The sequence below is a fragment of the Pseudonocardia sp. MH-G8 genome (genome assembly GCF_002262885.1).
Classification (GTDB): domain Bacteria; phylum Actinomycetota; class Actinomycetes; order Mycobacteriales; family Pseudonocardiaceae; genus Pseudonocardia.
The window spans coordinates 122879-140934 of record NZ_NKYF01000008.1; the positions used below are offsets into that span (position 1 = coordinate 122879).

An 18056-nucleotide genomic window follows, 5' to 3' on the forward strand; every position below is an offset into this window, starting at 1 on the left:
TTGACCAAGAAGGCAATAACTAGGTCAGAGGTGTGACCGACGCCATGGGTAGCGGAGGGGAGCGGTGGGGGCTCTATGCCTGCGCGAGATCCGCGTCCGCCCGGCCAGGGAGCACGCGAAGTGCGTCGAGCGCGACAGCGGTGAGTGCGGCACGACCGACCCCCGCTCGGCCGAGCAACTCCATCCCCCGGGTGACGGCGACGAAGTACATCGCCAGCGACGGCAGGTTCGCGTCCGCCGGGAGATCGCCGTTCTGCTGGGCGTCCTCAAGGCAGTGTGCGTAGATCCCGGCGAGCTCCTCGATGCCGGCCCTGGTGACCGTCGAGAGCTGATCCTGCTCGCCGGTCGACTCGACGAGAGCACGCGTGGCGAGTGAGACCCGACTGTCGCTGCGGCTGAACTCGATCGCCATGCGCAGCATGTGGCCCCGGATCCCCTCCAGCGGGGACGCGTCGCCGTGCTGGAGCGCTTCCGAGACGGCCCGCGCCGCCTCTTCGCGATCCTCCGAGAGCGCCCGCAGGAACAGCTCCCGCTTTCCGCCGAACGCGTTGTAGAGGCTCTGCTTCCCCAGCCCGGTCGCCTGCACCAGATCGTCCAGGGTCGTGCCGGCGAGGCCGTTCACGACGAACACCTCGTTGGCACTGCTGATGACGTCACGTTCGACGAACTTACGGGGGCGCGCCATGCGCCCCAGGATACGTTGTCGACTGCATGGTCAAAAACTTGCAAATTCTCGCTCGAACCGCGCAGCGCGGTGTGGCGACGCGCACACCAGCACCAGGCCCGCGACTGCCACTACCGCCGCCGCGGCGAGCGACCACCGGACTGATCGACTGCCGTTGCAGTACTAGATACGGTCTCTACTGGACCTCGTGGCCGCGCCGGGAACAAAGTTGTGCGGGCTCCTGCTTCGAGCCTCCGCCAGGTCGGGGGGCGTGATCACGTCGACGGGACGGCTCCCCTTGAAAGGGTCACAGCCGCATCGGAGGGGGCCGCAGAGACGGCTCGTTGGGTGAGCACCGACCGGGAAATGAGGCTGCCGCGCGGCAAATGCGTGGCAAGACGCAGCTGGCCAGATGCTCGGTTGCTGACGTTTGTGCAGGTCAGGGGCCAAGAGTGGGCAGGGTTGGCGCTCCACTGTAAATCCGTCGGCTTAGCCTACGAAGGTTCGAATCCTTCACCTGCCACACCCGGGGTAACGGCCCCTGACCAGCGGAGACGCGGGTCGGGGGCCGTTCTCGTCTGTCCGACTGGTCCAGCTCGCATCGGCCGTGACCGGCTGTCCGTGGACCAGGTCCACAGGCGAGGATGCGGCGGCTCTGCGCGCCGAGCTGGTGGTCCGCATACCTGGCGCCGGAGGGCTGTCGCAAACGTTCTGCCTGGTCTGAGGCGGTTGGGTGGCAGGTCCGAACGGCTCTCACTCGCGCTGTCACTGGTACGGCTCACCGACGCGGGCCGCACGGCCATCGTCGCTGCGGCTCCCGCGCACGTCGCGGCCGTCCGGCAGCACTTCCTCGACGCGCTCACCGACTCCGAGCTCGAGGTCATCGGGCCCGCGCTGAAGCGGCGGCATCGTCGAGCGGATCATCGCGAACCTGGACGGCCCGTCACGGGCCGTGGGTGGTCGGTGACGGTGCACCGCACCGCGTCCGCGATCAGCTCGTCGAGCCGCTCCCGGGCCTCGACCATGGACACGATCTGCGCCGACATCCGGTCGCGCTCGGTGCGCAGCCGGTGCACCATGTCGGGTGTGGTGAAGCCGGTGTCCACCGACGGCAGCAGGGTCAGAATGGTCCGGCCGGGCAGCCCGGCCGCCTGCAGGCAGCGGATGAAGAGCACCTGCTCGACGACGGCCTCGGAGTACGTCCGGTGCCCGCCCGAAGAGCGGGCCGGCTCGATCAGGCCTTCCTCCTCGTAGTAGCGGAGCGCGCGGGCGCTGACACCCGCACGCTTGGCGGCCTCACCGATGCGCATCGTGATCTCCGTCTCGGTACTTGAACTTCACACCAGCGTGAACTTATAGGTTCCCCGGATGCGGATCTCCCACGCCACGGCGCTCGTCACGGGCGCAGGCCGCGGCCTCGGCCACCACTTCGTGCGCGAGCTGCTCGCTCGCGGGGCGAAGGTCTACGCGACCGCCCGCAACCCGGATTCGATCACGCTCGAGGGCGTGCACCCCCTCGCTCTCGACGTCACGGACCCACACTCGGTGGCGGTCGCGGCCGAGGCGGCGGCCGACGTCGACCTCCTGGTGAACAATGCCGGGCTGTTCCTCGGCGCCACCCTGCTCGGCGACCTGGACGCGGTCCGGGCGGAGATGGACGTGAACTTCTGGGGCGCGCTGACCGTCGTCCGCGCGTTCGCACCCGTCCTGGCGGCCAACGGCGGCGGCGCCTTCCTCAATGTCGCGTCGTCCATCGCCTCATGGGCCGCGGTCCCGGGCAACAGCGGCTACGCGGTCTCGAAGGCCGCCAACTGGAACATGAGCAACGCGTTGCGCCACGAGCTGGCCGGGCAGCGGACACTGGTGACGTCGCTGCACTTCTCCGCCACCGACACCGACATGCTGGCGGGCCACGACATCCCGAAGGGCGATCCGGCCGACGTGGTGCGCGCGGCGCTCGACGGTGTCGAAGCGGACGCGTTCGAGGTGGTCGCCGATCCGTCGACCCGGGCGCAGAAGACCGCGCTGGGGGAAGACCCCCGGGAGTCCTACGCGGAGCTGGCGAAGGTCTTCGGCTCACTGCGCGAGCGTTGATGAGCCTGCTGGTTCGGTATCCGAGAACCATCTTCCGTGCTGCGGGATGTCGCCTCTCAGGTTCTCGTCTGCCCGGTGCCCCGTCCGCCGCGGCGTGGCTCGACGGGAGCCGACCGGCGGAGGCGAAGCGGCACCTCGACGAGGGCTGCGATCGCGGGCCCTGCGCTCACCCCCGCCCTCGGACGGCGCCGCAGAAGGTGAGGGCGAGGGAGAGGGTGAGGAGGGCAGCCAATGGGGCCTGTGCGAGCGCTGCGGAAGGGCCCCACGTGTCGCTCACCCGGCCGGCGAGAGAGGCAGCCAGCGCCGAGCCTGTCGCGCTAGCCGAGTTGCCCCAGGTGAAAGCTTGCGTGAGGGCTGCTGGTCCGACGACTCTCACGGTCAGCACGCTCAGCAGGACGAGCGCGGGGGGTACGGCGGCCTCCGTGAGCACCACGGCGGCGCCGAGCCACACCGCGGACGGTGCGAGTGGGAGCAGGAGCGCCGCGCCGGTCAGGTACGCCGATGCGATGACGAGTTGCCGGCGCGCAGGGGTCTTGTGCCGTCGCAGTCCGTAGAGCCAGCCGGAGAGCAGCCCGCTGAGGCCGGAGGCCGCGACGATCAGCGCAGCCGCATCGGGCACGCCCTGGCCGATCGTGAAGGCAGTGATCGCGACCCCCATGGTTCCGAAATGCAGCCCTATGGCCAGGTTCAGCAGGGCCAGGAGGAGGAAGGCCGGCCGCAGCAGCGACGCCGTTTCCTGGCGAGAGCTGTCAACGCTCCGGTCAGCAGGCGGGGGCGCGGTGCGCCGCTGGGCGGCCAGCGCCGCTCCTCCGCAGAGGATCAGGGAAGCAGCGATACCGCTGGCCAGCGCGGTGTCCCCGGCGGCGCCGAGCGCAGTGACCAGAACGGGCCCGAACAGGAAGGCGGTGGCGTTGGCGAGCGATTCCAGGGAGAAGGCGCTGGGTAGCTCATCGGCTCGTTCCCCGCGCAGCAGGTGGGCCCAGCGGGCTGCGGACAGAGCACCGAGTTGCGGGAGCACCGCACCGGCGCAGGTCGCAAAGATGATCGTCGCAGTGGGGGTGGCCGACACCAGGACACCGACGATGGCGGCGCCGTGGGCGAGGAGGTGGACCGGCAGCATGCGGGTTTGACCGAACCGGTCGATGTATCGGGCCAGATGTGGCCCGATCAGCGCTTCGGCGAGAGCGAATCCGGCACTGGCGAAGCCTGCTGTCGTGTACGAGCCGGTTCGGGCGTGGAGCAGCCAGACCAGGCCCAGGCCCGTCATGGCGATGCCGACGCGGCCGGCAGCGGCGGCGAGGAAGAAGGCAGCAGCACCGGGAGTGCGCAGCAGAGGACGGTAGCCGTTTGCGGCTCGGGACATGCGAGCGTCCTTCGTGGCCGCCCGGCGGGGCGGGCCACCCGGGGTCGCCGGCGCCTGAGTACTGCAGAAAGTGCGACCCGTGGCCCGCCGGAGGGCATCCAGGACTGCGGTGGGACGGGACACACGCCCCTACCGCCACCCCGACACCGGGCGGAGCAGAAAAGTCAGGCCCGGGCCAAGGCGGACCCGAGCGACTGAGTGAACGCTAACAGGCCCGTTGTGTCCGGTGGCACTCGTTTACGCTGGCTGTGGCAATCTTGGTCAGGTTGACCCCGCCCCCGGTGGCAGTCCGAGCGCGGCCCCGATACTGCCGCTCTGAGGGGTGCCCCAGCGCGTTGTGCGGCACTGTTTGCGCCGGACCGTGCGGACCGTTCACCGGGCACCCTGGGCAGCATTCGATCTCCGGTAGGCGGTCGGGGTGAAGCCCGTCCTCCTGCGGAAGATGTGGCGGAGGTTCGCGCCCGCGCCGAAGCCGGTCGCAGCGGCGATCTGCTCGATCGACCGGTCGGACGTCTCCAGGAGGCGACGGGCGCTCATGACCCGCTGCCCGAGGGCCCAGCGCATGGGCGGCATGCAGGTCTCGGCGGTGAGTGCCGGATGAAGGTCCGGCGGGAGAGGTTGCTGCGGTCGGCCATGGCCTGAACGGTGATCGGCGAGCCGATGTTGCCGATCACCCAGTTACCGGGTGGCGCGCAGGTCGGTGCGCGAGGGGACGTGTCCGGCGGGGTACTGCGGTTCGGTGGCCCCGCGGGCCGGGGCGGACACGACGTCCTTCGCCACGCCGTCGGCGGCGGTGGCGCCGAAGTCGTCCCGGACGACGTGCAGGCAGGCGTCGATCCCCGCGCCGGTGCCGGGTGCAGAGGCGGCATCATGTCGCCGCTGTTGCACCCGATCGACGATCACGCACCCAGGTTCCGGCTCGCGCCGCCCGGAACGCGACACCCGCGCAGTCAAACCCCAACTCGCGGGTAGGAGGCCCCGACTCGCGGGGTAGGAGGCCCGACTCGCGGGTAGGTGGCCGCGACTCGCGGGTCGGTGGCCGCGTCTCGCGGGCTGGAGGCCCCGACTCGCTCGTCGCACGGTTGTGACCGCCGTGGACGCAACGCTACGACTGCTCGGCGCCGCGCTGCCGGTCGTAGCTCTCCTGGCAGTTCCGGATCTCGTCGGAGTGGCTGACCGTCCAGCCGTAGAGATGACCGAACGGCTGCCGCAGGGATTCGCCGAGCGGGGTGAGGGAGTACTCGACCCCGACCGGTGAGGTCGGCAGCACCCGCCGCCTGATCATCCCGTTGCGTTCCAGGCGGCGCAGGGTCTGGGTGAGGACCCGCTGGGTCACGCCCTCGAGGCGGCGCTTGATGTCGTTGAACCTGCGGGGCCTGTCGAGGACGGCCATCACCATCATCGACCACTTGTCGGCGATCTGGTCGAGGATCGGGCGGCTGGGGCAGTCGGACCGGTAGACGATCCCGCTGTCGGTGTCCGGAGCGGCCATGTCGGTATCCCCCGTGATCCCTGGGATGTCGAAAGTGCGTTCTTGACGTCCGCAGTGCGGCGCCAGAGTCTAGGTATACATCAGGAACCTAGATGCCTGCCGGATACGAATCGGAGTTCTCTCCATGCACCACGTCGCCTACACGACCCTGCGCGTGAGCCAGGAGGCCGGCATCGTCCGGGTCACGCTCGACAACCCGCCCGTCAACGTCCTGGACGTCGCACTCATGTCCGAGCTCCGGCACCTGCTGGCAGCGCTGCGGGACGACAACTCGGCCCGGGTGATCGTGTTCGACAGCGCGGACCCCGACTTCTTCATCGCGCACGTCGACATGTCCCTCGTCGACGCGCCGGACGCCTTCGACGGACTCGCGGCCGACGTGCCCGAAGGCCTCAACGTCTTCCAGGCCCTCGGGGAGCTGTTGCGGCACCAGCCCCAGGTGACCGTCGTCAAGCTCGCCGGTCTGGCGCGCGGCGGAGGGGCGGAGTTCGTCGCGGCCGCGGACATGGCGTTCGCGGCGATCGGCCGCGCCGGGATCGGCCAGATCGAGGCCCTCATGGGCATCGTCCCCGGTGGCGGGGGCACCCAGTACCTCGCGGCCCGGATCGGCCGCAACCGCGCGTTGGAGGCGGTGCTCGGCGCGGACCTGTACGACGCGGAGACCGCCGAACGCTACGGCTGGGTCAACCGGGCCGTCCCCGCCGACGAGCTCGACGACGTCGTCGACCGCCTCGCCCGCAACATCGCCGCACTGCCCGACGGCGTGGTCGCCGCGGCCAAGCGCGCCATCCTCCCCGAGGACCTGTCCGAGGGCTTCCTGCGTGAACACGACGCCTGGGCGGGCCAGATCGTGCGCCCCGCGGCCGAGCGGTTGATCCGCGGAGGGCTGGCCCACGGCGCCCAGACCCGCGACGGCGAGCGCGATCTCGAGGGACTGCTCCGCGGACCGGCCGTCCGGTAGCGGCCGCCGGGTGGTGGCCAGGCGGTGGTCACGCGGACAGCGGAGCAGCGGACGCCGTTGACCGGCGGCCGAGGACACCCCACAGTGACCGCGTGAGGTCCCGGTGAACCGCGCTCTCGCGGTGCTGACCGTCGGCGCGTACCTCGCGCTGGTGCTCGGGTCCCTCGGCTCGGCGGACCCGGTTCCGCTGCTGCTGCTCGGCGGGGTGTTCACGGCGCTGGGCACGGCGGGCTTCCTCCGGGTGCGCAGGCGGGGCGGGCTCGGGTGGGCCGTCGCCTACGTCGTCGTCCAGCTGGCCCTCGCCGTCGCCGTCTTCGCCCACGACCCGGGCGTCGGCGCCACGCTGCTGATCGTCGCGCTGGTGTGCCAGTGCGCGCTGCTGCTCCCGCTCCCGGGCACCGCCGTGGTGGTCGCGCTCGTGCCGTTCCTGCACGCCGGGATGCCGTGGGAGGAGGCGCTGCGCGAGGGCTCCGGCCTGCTGGCGTCGGTGCTGTTCGCGGCGGTCGTCACCGAGCTGCTGCGCCGGGAGCAGGAGACCCGGCGCGCACTGGCCGCGGCGCACGAGCAACTGCGTGACTACGCGTCGCAGGCGGAGCGGCTGGCGACGGCACAGGAGCGCAACCGCGTGGCGCGCGACATCCACGACGGGCTCGGCCACGTGCTCACGGTCGTCCAGATGCAGGTCAAGGCCGCGCGTGCGGTGTTGCGCACCGACGTCGAGCGGGCCGACGCCGTGCTCGCCAAAGCGCAGCAGCAGTCCGAGGAGGCGCTGGCCGAGGTGCGGCGGTCGGTGAGCGCGCTGCGGGAGCCGCGGCCGCTGCCGCCGCTGTGCGACGCGCTGCGGGCACTGGCCGAGGAGACCTCCGCCGCGGGCATCCCCACCGAGCTCACCGTGCGCGGTGTCGAGCGCGCGGTGCCCGACGAGGCCAGGGAAGCGCTGTTCCGCGCCGCGCAGGAGGGACTGACGAACGTGCGCAAGCACGCCGGTGCCACCCGCGCCGGTCTCGTGCTCGGCTACGCGGACGGCGTGGTCGGCGTCGAGGTCCGGGACGACGGGAAGGGCGCCGACGACGGGGCGGCGAACGGGTTCGGCCTGCTGGGCCTGCGGGAGCGGGCCGCGAACCTCGGCGGCCGGCTGCAGGTGGAGTCGGCGCCGGGAGCGGGCTGCACGGTGCGCATGGAGGTGCCGGGGTGAGCGCGGTGCGGGTCCTGCTGGTCGACGACCAGGCGTTGTTCCGCGAGGCGCTGGCAACGCTCCTGGCGGTCCACGACGGCATCGAGGTGGTCGGCGAGGCGGGGGACGGCGACGCGGCGCTGCGGGCGTCCGCCGAGCTCGCCCCCGACGTCGTGCTGATGGACCTGCGCATGCCCGTGCTCGACGGCATCGCGGCCACGCGGCGGCTGCGCGTCGAGCAGCCCGGCGTCCGCGTCATCGCGCTGACGACCTTCGACGACGACGAGGACGTGTTCGCGGCGCTGCGCGCGGGCGCGGTGGGCTACCTGCTCAAGGACGTCTCCTCGGCGCGGCTGGTCGAGGCCGTGCTGGCCGCGGCCCGGGGTGAGTCGGTGCTGCAGCCCTCGGTGGCGGCGAAGGTCGTGGCCCGGTTCGCCCAGCTCCCCGACGCGGCGCCGCAGCCGCGGCCGCAGCCGCTGGTGGTGCCGCTGTCGGAGCGCGAGCTGGAGGTGCTGCGGCTGCTGGCCGACGGCCGCAGCAACCGGGAGATCGCCGCCGCGCTGTTCCTCGCGGAGGGCACGGTGAAGAACCACGTGACGAACGTGCTGGCCAAGCTCGGCGCCCGCGACCGCACGCAGGCGGCGCTGCGCGCCCGGGCGCTCGACCTGCTGTGACGGCGTGGTCATGCCCGGAGGTGACCCCGGTCCATGACCTCCGGCACGGGGCACGGGCGCGTTCCGGCGCGACCCTCCTCCTCGACAGAACACGCCGAGGAGGCCACCGCCATGACGACCGTCGAACCCACCACCCGCTCGACGACCCGCAAGCTCGCCCGGTTCACCGGGCACTACCTCGAGATGGTCGCCGCCATGCTCATCGGGATGGTGGCGCTCGCCCCGCTCTGGCCCGCCGGGTGGGTGGTGTGGGCGGACGTGCACGCGCTCGTGATGGCCACGAACATGACGCTCCCGATGGCGCTCTGGATGGGGATCCGCCGGCACTCGTGGCCGCGGATCGCCGAGATGTCGGCCGTGATGTTCCTGCCCTTCGTGGCCCTGCTGGTGCCGTACTGGTTCGGCGTCCTGTCCGGGCCGGCCCTGATGACCGCAGGGCATGTGATCATGTTCCCGCTGATGCTGGCCGCCATGCTGTGGCGGCGCAACGAGTACTGGCACTGAGCGCGGGCGGGCAAGATCGCATGCATGCCGGATCTCGCGACGCTCGACCTCGCCCGAGGTGCTACGCCCGTACCGGGAGGCGTTCGACGCGATCACGGCCGACCCGGGGCAGCTGCTCCTCGTCGCCGCGGACGGCACGCGCCCGGTCGGCACCCTGCAGCTCAGCTTCCTGCCGGGTCTGGCGCGGCGTGGCGCGTGGCGCGCGCAGATCGAGGCGGTCCGGGTGCACCAGGACCTCCGGAGCGAAGGTGTCGGGGCGTGGATGATCGGCTGGGCGATCGAGGAGGCGCGCCGCCGCGGGTGCGCGCTCGTCCAGCTCACCACCGACAAGAGCCGGACCTCGGCCCACCGGTTCTACGAGCGCCTCGGCTTCATGGCCTCGCACGAGGGGATGAAGCTCGGTCTCGAGCCGTGAGGCCCGTCGGGAGGCGCAGGGCGGGAGCGAGGAGGAGCACGAGCACCATCACGGCACCCGCCACGGCCACCGCGGCACGCAGCCCGACCGCGGAGGCGAGGGCGCCGACGAGGACGGGGCCGACGAGGAAGCCGAGGTAGCCGCACGTCGCGACCGCGGCGATGGCCCGCCCCGGCGCCTCCGGCTCCTTCCGGGCTGCCACGCTCCACGCCACGGGCACCACGGCCGACACGCCCAGCCCGACCACGGCGAAGCCGACGATGCCCACGGCGGGTGCGGGAGCGAGGACCACGATCGCGAAGCCCCCCACGGTGACGGCTGCCGCGATCCGGGTCACGGCCACCGCGCCGGCCCGCGCCACGAACCGGTCCGCGGCCAGCCGGACGCCGATCATCGTGATGGAGAACGCGAAGTAGCCGAGCGACGCGACGGATCCGGACGCTCCCGTCTCCGCCGCGAGCAGCACCGCGCTCCAGTCGTTCACCGTGCCCTCCGCGAGGAAGCCGCAGAACGCGATCACACCCAGCGGGACGAGCGCGCGGCCGGGCAGGGAGAACGCCGGACCGTCCGCGCCGGGGTCGGTCCCGGGCAGGAACGCCCGGGTGGCCGCCAGGGCGACCACGAGCAGCACGACCGCGGCGACCGGGAAGTGGACGCCGATCGGCACGCCCGCCGCCGCCAGCCAGGCAGCGAGCCCGGAACCGGCCAGCCCGCCCACGTTCCAGTAGGCGTGGAAGCTCGCGAAGATCGGCCGTCCGTAGGCGTCCTCGACGCGCGCGGCGTGCGCGTTCATGGCGACGTCCAGCAGGCTGTTCCCCACCCCCAGCACGGCCAGGGCGGCGACGAACAGGCCGAGGTCGGGCGCCGCGGCGACGCCGGGCAGCGCGGCGCACACCACGGCGGCGCCGGCGATGCTGGTCCGCCTGCTCCCGATCACCGTGATGATCGGGCCCGCCGCGAGCATCGCCAGCACGGATCCGGCCGCGAGCCCGAACAGGCCGAGCGCGAGTGCGCCCTCGCTCAGGCCGAGCCGTTCCTGGGCGGCGGGCACGCGCGCGGCCCAGGTGGCGAAGGCGGCGCCGCAGACGAGGAAGACGATCGAGACGCCGACCCGTGCGCGCCGAGGAGCCACTGACCCGACAGTAGGTGATCAGGTCCCTGTGCAGACCGGTGCGGTTGTGCCACTCTTCGAGGATGGCCGCCGTCGAGACGGAGCGGGCTGCGCCCGACGCGCCCGTGGCGACCCTGCTGCCCGGTCGTGGCTACGGGCCACAGGCCCCGCTGCTCTACTACACGCGCCTGTTGCTGCGCAGCCGTGGCTGGTCGGTGCGCACACTGCACTGGGAGCGCGTGCCCGGCTTCGACCCGGCCGACCACGCGGCCGTGCGCGCTGCCGCCGCCGACGTCCTCGCCACGGCCGATCCCGCACGCGACCTCGTCATCGGCAAGTCGCTCGGTTCCCTCGCGCTGCCCGCCGCCGCGGAGCGGGGGATGGCGGGAATCTGGCTCTCGCCCCTGCTGGGCATCGAGGACGTGCGGCGGGCCGCCGCCCGCGCGGCCGCGCGCACCCTGCTGATCGGGGGCACCGCCGATCCGTACTGGGACGCAGCGGCGGCGGGCGCCACCGGGGCCGCGGTCCTCGAGGTGCCGGGCGCCGACCACTCGCTCGAGCGCCCCGGCGATCTCGACGGCACGCTCACGGTCCTGTCCACGGTCCTGGCGCGGGTGGCCGCCGAGCTGGACGCGCACGCCGTCCGCTCGTAGCCGCGGCTCCGCGTTCGTCGATCGACCCTCGCAACGATCATGGCCAGGTCGGCGGGGCCTCGTAGGCGCGGGCCACGGCCGTCGGGCGGAAGCCGAACCACGCGTAGAGGTGCTTGGGGGTGTCGTCCACCTCCGCGCCGATGAGCACGGGGCCCGCGCCGTGGGCCCTCGCGTGCCCGACGGCGTGCCGGAGCAGGTCGGTGGCCACCCCCAGACGCCGGTGGTCCGGGTGCACGAACACGTCCTCGACCATCCCGATCCCCTCGTCGCCGGGCCAGGCGGCTATGCAACCGGCGACCTGGCCGGAGCGCTCGGCGAGCAGGTAGGTGACGCCGAGGCAGCGGCGCAGCGCCACCGCGGCGGCGGTGTCCGCCTCGGACCGGGCCGGCCGGGCGAGGCGCGCGTCCTCCTCGAGGTGGTCGATCCGGAACAGCCGCTGGACGTGCGCCCACCCGTCGTCGTCGGTGACCGGGCGCGCCCTCTCCGTCGGGGCCGCCACCGCGTCGTCGGCGGGCAGGACGAGCTGCAGCACGATGTCGAGCCGCCAGCCGTGCAGGGCGAGCTGCGCCTCGGCGGCGGGCGGGGTGTCCGGGTCGACGAGCACGCGGCGGCACGGCGCGCCCGTCCGCCGGGCGAGCTCGGCGAGCGCAGCCGCAGGGTCGGCCGTGCGCACCTCGCACAGGAAGGTGCCCAACGGGTGCCCGGGAGCGGCCGGGTTCCGGACCGCGACGGCGCCGCCCAGGTCGAGCACCTCGGCGCCGAGCGCCCAGAACCGTCGCGAGGCCCGGGACACCGCCTGCTCGTCCACGCCCCGATCCTGCCGGACGCTCGGGCCAGGCCCGACAGGACCGGGCCGCTCCCCCCACTCCGCGAGTCGGGGTCCGGGTGCGCGTGTGTCGCGCTCGAGGGCCGGACCCGAGCCGGGTGAGCCGGCGCGCCCGTCCGAGCCGATCGGGGCTCAGAGCGCGAGTGCCGCGGCCCGACCGGCTCGGCGCCCCGAGAACAGGCAGCCGCCCAGGAAGGTGCCCTCCAGGGAGCGGTAGCCGTGCACGCCCCCACCGCCGAAGCCCGCGACCTCGCCGGCGGCGTAGAGGCCGGGGAACGGGGTGGTGTCCGCGCGCAGCACCCGCCCGGACAGGTCGGTCTGCAGGCCGCCGAGGGTCTTGCGGGTGAGGACGTGCAGCTGCACCGCGATCAGCGGCCCGTTGCGCGGGTCGAGGATCTTGTGCGGGGCGGCGGTGCGGACCAGCCGGTCACCGCGGTAGCGCCGCGCCCCGTGCAGGGCGGTGACCTGCAGGTCCTTCGTGAACGGGTGGTCGATCTCGCGGTCGCGGGCCACGATCTGGCGCTGCAGGTCGGCGAGGTCGAGGAGGGGCTCCTCGGTCAGCCTGTTCATGCCGGCCACGAGCTCGGGCAGGGTGTCGGCCACGACGAAGTCCGCGCCGTGCTCCTTGAACGCCTCGACCGGGGCCGGCGCGGTGCGCTGCCGGACACGGGTGAGCACCTTGCGCAGGTCCTTGCCGGTGAGGTCGGGGTTCTGCTCGGAACCCGACAGCGCGAACTCCTTTTCGATGATCTTCTGGGTGAGCACGAACCAGGAGTGGTCGTAGCCACTGGCCGTGATCGCCTCCAGCGTCGCGAGGGTGTCGAAGCCGGGGAAGCACGGTGCCGGGAACCGGCGTCCCCTGGCGTCGAACCACAGCGAGGAGGGCCCGGCGAGGATCCGGATGCCGTGCTGCGCCCAGATCGGGTCCCAGTTGCGCACGCCCTCGGTGTAGTGCCACATCCGGTCCCGGTTGACCACGCGGCCGCCCGCCTGCTCGGTGATGCCGAGCATCCGCCCGTCGACGTGCGCGGGCACCCCGGAGATCATGTTCTTCGGCGGGGAACCGAGGCGGGACGGCCAGTTGGCGCGCACGAGGTCGTGGTCGCCGCCGATCCCGCCGGACGTGACGATCACGGCCTGCGCGCGCAGCGCGAACTCGCCGGCCGGGGTGCGCGAGCTGGCCGTCCCCCGCGCGGCCGTGCTCGGTTCGAGCACCGTGCCGTGGACGCCGTCGACCACGCCGTCGGTGACGGACAGGCCGTCGACGCGGTGGCGGAATCGCAGCCCGGCCCGGCCCGCCGAGACGGCCTCGCGCACGCGGCGCTCGAACGGTGCGACGACTCCCGGACCGGTGCCCCAGGTGACGTGGAAGCGCGGCACCGAGTTGCCGTGCCCGTCGGCGAGGTGACCGCCGCGCTCGGCCCAGCCGACGACCGGGAACCAGCGCACTCCCATCCCGTGCAGCCAGGCGCGCATCTGTCCGGACGCGAAGTCCAGGTACGCGGTGGCCCACTGGCGCCCCCAGAAGTCCTCGCCCGCCGGGTCGTCGACGCCGCGGTCGAAGCCCGCGGTGCCGAGCCAGTCCTGCATCGCGAGGTCGAGGGAGTCGTGCACGCCCATCCGGCGCTGCTCGGGCGAGTCGACGAGGAACAGCCCGCCGAACGACCAGAACGCCTGCCCGCCGAGGCTCGCCTCCGGTTCCTGGTCGAGCAGCAGCACGGTGGCGCCGGCGTCGGCCAGCTCCGCGGTGGCGACCAGACCGGCGAGGCCGGCACCCACCACGATGACGTCGGCGTCCATCCGATCACCCTCCTGGCGCCGGGGGAGCCGGTCAAGCACCCGCCTGCGCGCGCTGCAGCGCGTCGGCGGCCGCGGCGTAGCCGGCGCGGGCCGCCCGTGCGACGCGTGCGGGGTCGACGGTCAGGCCCTGCACCCCCTCGTCACGTTCCGGCACGAGCGCGAGCAGGTGCGCCCCGCCCCGCGACGGGTGCGCGGCGTCGTCGAGCACCGCGAGCGCGGGCGCGTGCCGGTGGTCCCCCTGCGCCATCCGCCCGAGCCCGGGGGAGAGCCGGTCCAGTGCGCGGGCCCAGCGGGCAGGGCCCCCGGTGGGGGCGCCCCTGCGCAGCTCCGTGGCCGTGCGCGTGACGAGGGCCAGCACGTGCGTGGCGCCGTCGTCGAGGGCGCGCAGCACCGGCAGGGGATCGCTCACCGACCCGTCGATCCAGCGGGCGCCGTGCAGCTCCACGGCGGGCCCGGCGAGCAGCGGGATCGACGCCGTGGCCCGCAGCGCGAGCTTCCACTCCCGCGACGTGCGCGGTTCGAGCACGTGGGGCGTCAGGTCGTCGAGCGCGGTGGCGACCACGCGCAGTGGCACGGGCGAGTCGCGCAGCCGGTCCCAGTCCAGCGGCTTCGAGTGGACGAGGACGTCGTCGAGGAGGTGGTCCAGCGACACCAGCGGCCTGCGTGGGAAGCGGCGCGGGTCGATGAACGCCCGGCACGCCATGTCCTCGTAGAAGATCGCCGCCGAACCCCGGCCGCTGCCCAGCAGCAGCCCGGTGCCGACGAACGCCCCGGCCGAGCTGCCGTAGACGACGTCGAAGCAGCCGCCGAGCCCGGCGTCGTCGAGCGCGTGCACCATGCCGCCCGCGTACGCGCCGCGCATCCCGCCACCGGCCACGACGAGCGCGATCCGGTGCCCGTCCGCCCGGTCGCCGCGCTGCCTCCTGCGCAGGAGGGCGTGCAGGACCTCGACATCGCCCGGCAGGACGGCCGCAGCCGGCGGTTGCCCGGCGCCTCGCGACACCGTCACCGGCGGATCATCCCCCGCCCAACGGGAGCTCGGCCACCGTCGTCCAGGATCCGGGCTCCCGCGACCCGGTCATCAGCACCGCCGAGCGCACCGTCGCCCGCAGCGGCGGCCCGGCCGCGACCTCGGCCGCCGCGGCCCGCAGCCGTGGCAGCGGCGCCCAGTGCGCGATCGTGAGGTGCGGCGTCACGTCGTCGCCGTGGACGCCCTCGTAGGGCTGCAGCCCGAACCGCGCGGACACCGCCCGGGTCAGCGCCACGAACGGGTCCGCCGGCTCCGGCGCCCACCACACGACGTCCTCGTCGAACCAGGCGACCCGCTCGAACGCCACGTCGAACGCGGGTGCCCCGGCGAGCACGGCGCCCAGGGCGGCCCGCGCGCCGTCGTCGAGACGTGCCGGGGGCAGGAACGGGAACATGATCGTGACGTGCGCCGGCACGCCGAGTGCGGCTGACGGGTCCGATTCCGCACGCAGAGCCCCCACCCGCGGCTCGGCCTCGGGCACGGGGACGACGACGGCGCTCAGCGTGGGCTCCACCGGCCCCACCCTGCCGCACCCGCGCCGGCGGCGGGCCCGATCGGGTCGATCTTCGCGAAACCGGCACACCGGCCGCAGCGGGCGTCGCAGGATCGGGGGATGCGCGCTGCGGGAATGACGTTGGTGTCCGCGCTGCTCGCCGCCGTCCTCGGCGCACCGTCCGGGCCCGAGCAGGAGCGCCCGGCGCCCCAGGCGCTGCCACCGGTGCAGGTCAGCGACGACGGGCGGTTCTTCGTCCACGCCGACGGCACGCCGTTCTTCTGGCTCGCCGACACCGCGTGGAGCATCTTCGTCAACCTCGACCGCGGCGAGGTCGAGCGCTACCTCGACGCCCGGGCGGCGCAGGGGTTCACCGTGATCCAGGCGGTGGCGGTGTTCCCGCAGGCAGGCGGCCCGGGCCCGAACCGGTACGGGCACGATCCCCTCGCCGACGGGATGACACCTGCGGTGAGCGACTCCGGGGACGACTACTGGGACCACGTCGACTTCGTGATCGACGCCGCCGCCCAGCGCGGCCTGCGGATCGGGCTGCTGCCGGTATGGGCCGACACGCAGGCGGGCGAGCTCGTCACCACGGAGAACGCCGGGTCGTACGGCGAGTTCCTCGGGGCCCGCTACGGCGACCGGGTCGTGTGGATCATGGGTGGGGACTCCGGCGCCGACGGTGTGGAGGACGTCTGGCGCGCGCTCGCCGAGGGTGTGGCGGTCGGCGCCAACGGCCGTGCCGACTACACGGGCCTGCTGATGACCTACCACCCGCGCGGCGACCAGACCTCTGCCGAGTGGTTCCACGACGACGAGTGGCTCTCGTTCAACATGCTGCAGGGCGGGCACTGCCGGCGCTGGGACAACCTGCTCGGGCTGATCGAGGGCAACTACGCGCGCACGCCGCCCAAACCGTTCCTCGACGGCGAGTCGATCTACGAGGACCACCCGATCTGCTGGAAGCCCGAGGACGGCTTCTCCACGGAGGAGGACGTGCGCCGCAACGCCTATTGGAGCGTGTTCGGCGGCGCGGCCGGGCACACCTACGGCCACCACGCGGTCTGGCAGTTCCTCACCGAGGACGGGGACGCATCGCTCGGCGCCCGGGGCACGTGGACCGACGCGCTCGACTTCCCGGCGGGGCAGCAGATGCGGCACGTGCGCGCGCTCGTGGAGTCGCGGCCCTACCTCACGCGGATCCCCGACCAGTCGGTCGTCGACGGCGAGGGCGTGCGCGCCACGCGGGACTCCGAGGGCTCCTACCTGATGGCCTACGCCACCGAGGGGGCGGCGTTCACGGTCGACACCACGGTGCTCACGGGCGGCGAGCTGCGCGCGTGGTGGTTCGACCCGCGCACGGGCACCGCGACCGACGCCGGACCGGCGGAACGCGGGGCGTCGGTGGAGTTCGCCCCGCCGCAGGAGTCGGACTGGGTCCTCGTGGTCGACGACGCCGCCCGCGGTTTCGCCCCTCCGGGGTCGTGAGTGGATACGCGTGCTCCCGCACTCGTATCCACTCACGGCCGCGCGGCGGCGATCACCGGCGGTAGGGTCGATGACGTGGCGAAGCTCGAGGTGGACGTGGAACCGGGCGAGGTCGGGTTCGACGCGGATCGGTTGCAGCGGGTCGGCTCGCATTTCCGCCGGTACGTCGACGACGGGAAGCTCGCCGGCTGGACGGTCGCGGTCGCGCGGCGCGGGCGGGTGGCGCTGCTCGAGCACTACGGGCTCGCCGACGTCGAGGCGCAGCGGCCGGTCGTGGACGACACGATGTGGCGCATCTACTCGATGACCAAGCCGATCACCTCGGTGGCCGCGCTGATGCTCTACGAGCGCGGCGCGTTCGAGCTCACCGACCCGGTGTCGCGCTTCATCCCGGAGTTCGCCGACGCCCGCGTCTACGCTGCCGGGTCGGCGGCCAACCCGAGCACCGTGCCGGCCGTCGAGCCGGTGCGCATCTGGCACCTGCTCACCCACACCGCGGGCCTGACCTACGGCTGGCACCACGCCCACGCCGTCGACGAGGTGTACCGGGCCAAGGGTTTCGAGTTCGGGACACCTCGTGGGATGGACCTGGCAGGTGCCTGCGCGGCCTGGGCGGGCCTGCCCCTGATGTTCCAGCCGGGCAGCGAGTGGAACTACTCGGTGGCCACCGACGTGCTCGGCCGCGTCGTCGAGGTCGCCTCCGGCAAGTCGCTCGACGCGTTCCTGTCCGACGAGGTGTTCGGACCGCTCGGGATGGACGACACGGCGTTCTGGGCCCGGCCCGAGAACCTCGACCGGCTCGCCGCGCTGTACGTGGTCAACCCGGCGGGCGGGTTGCTGCGCAACGGTGCGATGGGTGACGCCGCCACGCGCGAGCCCAGCTTCCTCTCCGGTGGCGGCGGTCTGATCTCCACCGCGGCCGACTACCACCGCTTCACCCAGATGCTCGCCCGCGGTGGCGAGCTCGACGGCGCCCGGCTGCTCGGCCCGCACACCGTCGCCTACATGACGCGCAACCACCTGCCCGGCGGCGCCGACCTCGAGACGTTCGGCAGGCCCCTGCACGCCGAGTCGACGTTCCGCGGCGTCGGGTTCGGGCTCGGGGTGTCCGTGGTCACCGACGCCGCCGCGGGCAAATCCGTCACCCACGACGGCGAGTTCGCCTGGGGCGGGCTCGCGAGCACCGCGTTCTACGTCGATCCCGTTGCGGAGGTCACCGCGATGTTCTTCACGCAGCTCATGCCCTCGAGCGCGTACCCGATCCGCCCCCAGCTCCGGTCGCTGGTCAACCAGGCGCTGGTGGGCTGAGCC

Annotated in this window: 21 protein-coding genes; 9 read left to right on the forward strand and 12 right to left on the reverse strand. The window is 73.3% G+C overall.

Translation table 11 applies throughout. The features are described from left to right. Positions 1–73: 73 nt before the first annotated feature. The 3 genes from CFP66_RS20090 to CFP66_RS20100 form a co-directional block, all read right to left on the reverse strand. Entirely contained in the window at positions 74–685 is a 612-nt protein-coding gene (locus CFP66_RS20090; RefSeq protein WP_094926533.1) for a TetR/AcrR family transcriptional regulator, read from the reverse strand. 744 nt (positions 686–1429) lie between these two features. Next, complete coding sequence (locus CFP66_RS47965) at positions 1430–1588, reverse strand: hypothetical protein (protein ID WP_158228157.1); 159 nt, start codon at positions 1586–1588, stop codon at positions 1430–1432. Then, positions 1585–1974: a MerR family transcriptional regulator gene (locus CFP66_RS20100; RefSeq protein WP_094926535.1), complete on the reverse strand. Its 390-nt coding sequence runs from the start codon at positions 1972–1974 to the stop codon at positions 1585–1587. The genes CFP66_RS47965 and CFP66_RS20100 overlap by 4 nt, the downstream gene beginning before the upstream one ends. A gap of 58 nt (positions 1975–2032) precedes the next feature. Here CFP66_RS20100 and CFP66_RS20105 point away from each other — a divergent pair, with 58 nt between their 5' ends. Further along, a complete protein-coding gene (locus CFP66_RS20105) occupies positions 2033–2758 on the forward strand; it encodes an SDR family oxidoreductase (protein ID WP_094926538.1) in 726 nt (241 codons plus the stop codon). Positions 2759–2924: 166 nt separating this feature from the next. Here the strand turns inward: CFP66_RS20105 and CFP66_RS20110 are convergent, their stop codons facing one another. The 4 genes from CFP66_RS20110 to CFP66_RS20125 form a co-directional block, all read right to left on the reverse strand. After that, positions 2925–4121: an MFS transporter gene (locus tag CFP66_RS20110; RefSeq protein ID WP_094926540.1), complete on the reverse strand. Its 1197-nt coding sequence runs from the start codon at positions 4119–4121 to the stop codon at positions 2925–2927. 372 nt (positions 4122–4493) lie between these two features. Continuing rightward, positions 4494–4799: a helix-turn-helix domain-containing protein gene (locus tag CFP66_RS20115; RefSeq protein WP_255413881.1), complete on the reverse strand. Its 306-nt coding sequence runs from the start codon at positions 4797–4799 to the stop codon at positions 4494–4496. Then, positions 4800–5024, reverse strand: a complete 225-nt coding sequence (locus tag CFP66_RS20120; RefSeq protein ID WP_094926544.1) for a hypothetical protein — start codon at positions 5022–5024, stop codon at positions 4800–4802. Positions 5025–5226: 202 nt separating this feature from the next. Next, complete coding sequence (locus tag CFP66_RS20125; RefSeq protein WP_094926546.1) at positions 5227–5613, reverse strand: helix-turn-helix domain-containing protein; 387 nt, start codon at positions 5611–5613, stop codon at positions 5227–5229. A 124-nt stretch (positions 5614–5737) separates the two neighbouring features. On the opposite strand from CFP66_RS20125, the gene CFP66_RS20130 reads away from it, so the two are divergent. The 5 genes from CFP66_RS20130 to CFP66_RS20150 all read left to right on the forward strand — a co-directional run bounded on the left by CFP66_RS20130 (position 5738) and on the right by CFP66_RS20150 (position 9341). Continuing rightward, positions 5738–6574, forward strand: coding sequence for an enoyl-CoA hydratase/isomerase family protein (locus tag CFP66_RS20130; protein WP_094926548.1), 837 nt, complete (start codon positions 5738–5740; stop codon positions 6572–6574). A 103-nt stretch (positions 6575–6677) separates the two neighbouring features. After that, positions 6678–7769 carry a sensor histidine kinase gene (locus tag CFP66_RS20135; protein WP_094926550.1) on the forward strand — a complete coding sequence of 364 codons (1092 nt, stop codon included), beginning with the start codon at positions 6678–6680 and terminating at the stop codon, positions 7767–7769. Then, complete coding sequence (locus tag CFP66_RS20140) at positions 7766–8422, forward strand: response regulator transcription factor (protein ID WP_094926552.1); 657 nt, start codon at positions 7766–7768, stop codon at positions 8420–8422. Before CFP66_RS20135 ends, CFP66_RS20140 begins: the two co-directional genes overlap by 4 nt. A gap of 111 nt (positions 8423–8533) precedes the next feature. Further along, the gene (locus CFP66_RS20145; protein WP_094926554.1) at positions 8534–8926 is read left to right on the forward strand and encodes a hypothetical protein; all 393 of its coding nucleotides are present in this window, start codon (positions 8534–8536) and stop codon (positions 8924–8926) included. Positions 8927–8957: 31 nt separating this feature from the next. After that, entirely contained in the window at positions 8958–9341 is a 384-nt protein-coding gene (locus tag CFP66_RS20150; RefSeq protein WP_094926556.1) for a GNAT family N-acetyltransferase, read from the forward strand. On the opposite strand, the gene CFP66_RS20155 is transcribed toward CFP66_RS20150, so the two are convergent. Then, entirely contained in the window at positions 9298–10473 is a 1176-nt protein-coding gene (locus CFP66_RS20155; protein WP_094926558.1) for an MFS transporter, read from the reverse strand. The two genes, CFP66_RS20150 and CFP66_RS20155, sit on opposite strands and share 44 nt — an antisense overlap. A gap of 62 nt (positions 10474–10535) precedes the next feature. On the opposite strand from CFP66_RS20155, the gene CFP66_RS20160 reads away from it, so the two are divergent. Continuing rightward, positions 10536–11105: a hypothetical protein gene (locus CFP66_RS20160; RefSeq protein WP_094926560.1), complete on the forward strand. Its 570-nt coding sequence runs from the start codon at positions 10536–10538 to the stop codon at positions 11103–11105. Positions 11106–11142: 37 nt separating this feature from the next. Here CFP66_RS20160 and CFP66_RS20165 read toward each other — a convergent pair whose 3' ends face one another. From CFP66_RS20165 to CFP66_RS20180, 4 genes are all read right to left on the reverse strand, one after another. Further along, positions 11143–11913, reverse strand: coding sequence for a GNAT family N-acetyltransferase (locus tag CFP66_RS20165; protein WP_158228158.1), 771 nt, complete (start codon positions 11911–11913; stop codon positions 11143–11145). A gap of 150 nt (positions 11914–12063) precedes the next feature. Next, positions 12064–13731, reverse strand: a complete 1668-nt coding sequence (locus CFP66_RS20170) for an FAD-binding dehydrogenase (RefSeq protein ID WP_094926564.1) — start codon at positions 13729–13731, stop codon at positions 12064–12066. Positions 13732–13762: 31 nt separating this feature from the next. Then, the gene (locus CFP66_RS20175; protein WP_094926566.1) at positions 13763–14740 is read right to left on the reverse strand and encodes a patatin-like phospholipase family protein; all 978 of its coding nucleotides are present in this window, start codon (positions 14738–14740) and stop codon (positions 13763–13765) included. 7 nt (positions 14741–14747) lie between these two features. Further along, positions 14748–15275, reverse strand: a complete 528-nt coding sequence (locus CFP66_RS20180) for a 2'-5' RNA ligase family protein (protein WP_094926834.1) — start codon at positions 15273–15275, stop codon at positions 14748–14750. Positions 15276–15374: 99 nt separating this feature from the next. Between CFP66_RS20180 and CFP66_RS20185 the strand changes: the two genes are divergently transcribed. Continuing rightward, complete coding sequence (locus CFP66_RS20185) at positions 15375–16745, forward strand: glycoside hydrolase family 140 protein (RefSeq protein ID WP_094926568.1); 1371 nt, start codon at positions 15375–15377, stop codon at positions 16743–16745. A 75-nt stretch (positions 16746–16820) separates the two neighbouring features. Next, entirely contained in the window at positions 16821–18053 is a 1233-nt protein-coding gene (locus CFP66_RS20190; RefSeq protein WP_094926570.1) for a serine hydrolase, read from the forward strand. Positions 18054–18056 lie beyond the last annotated feature (3 nt).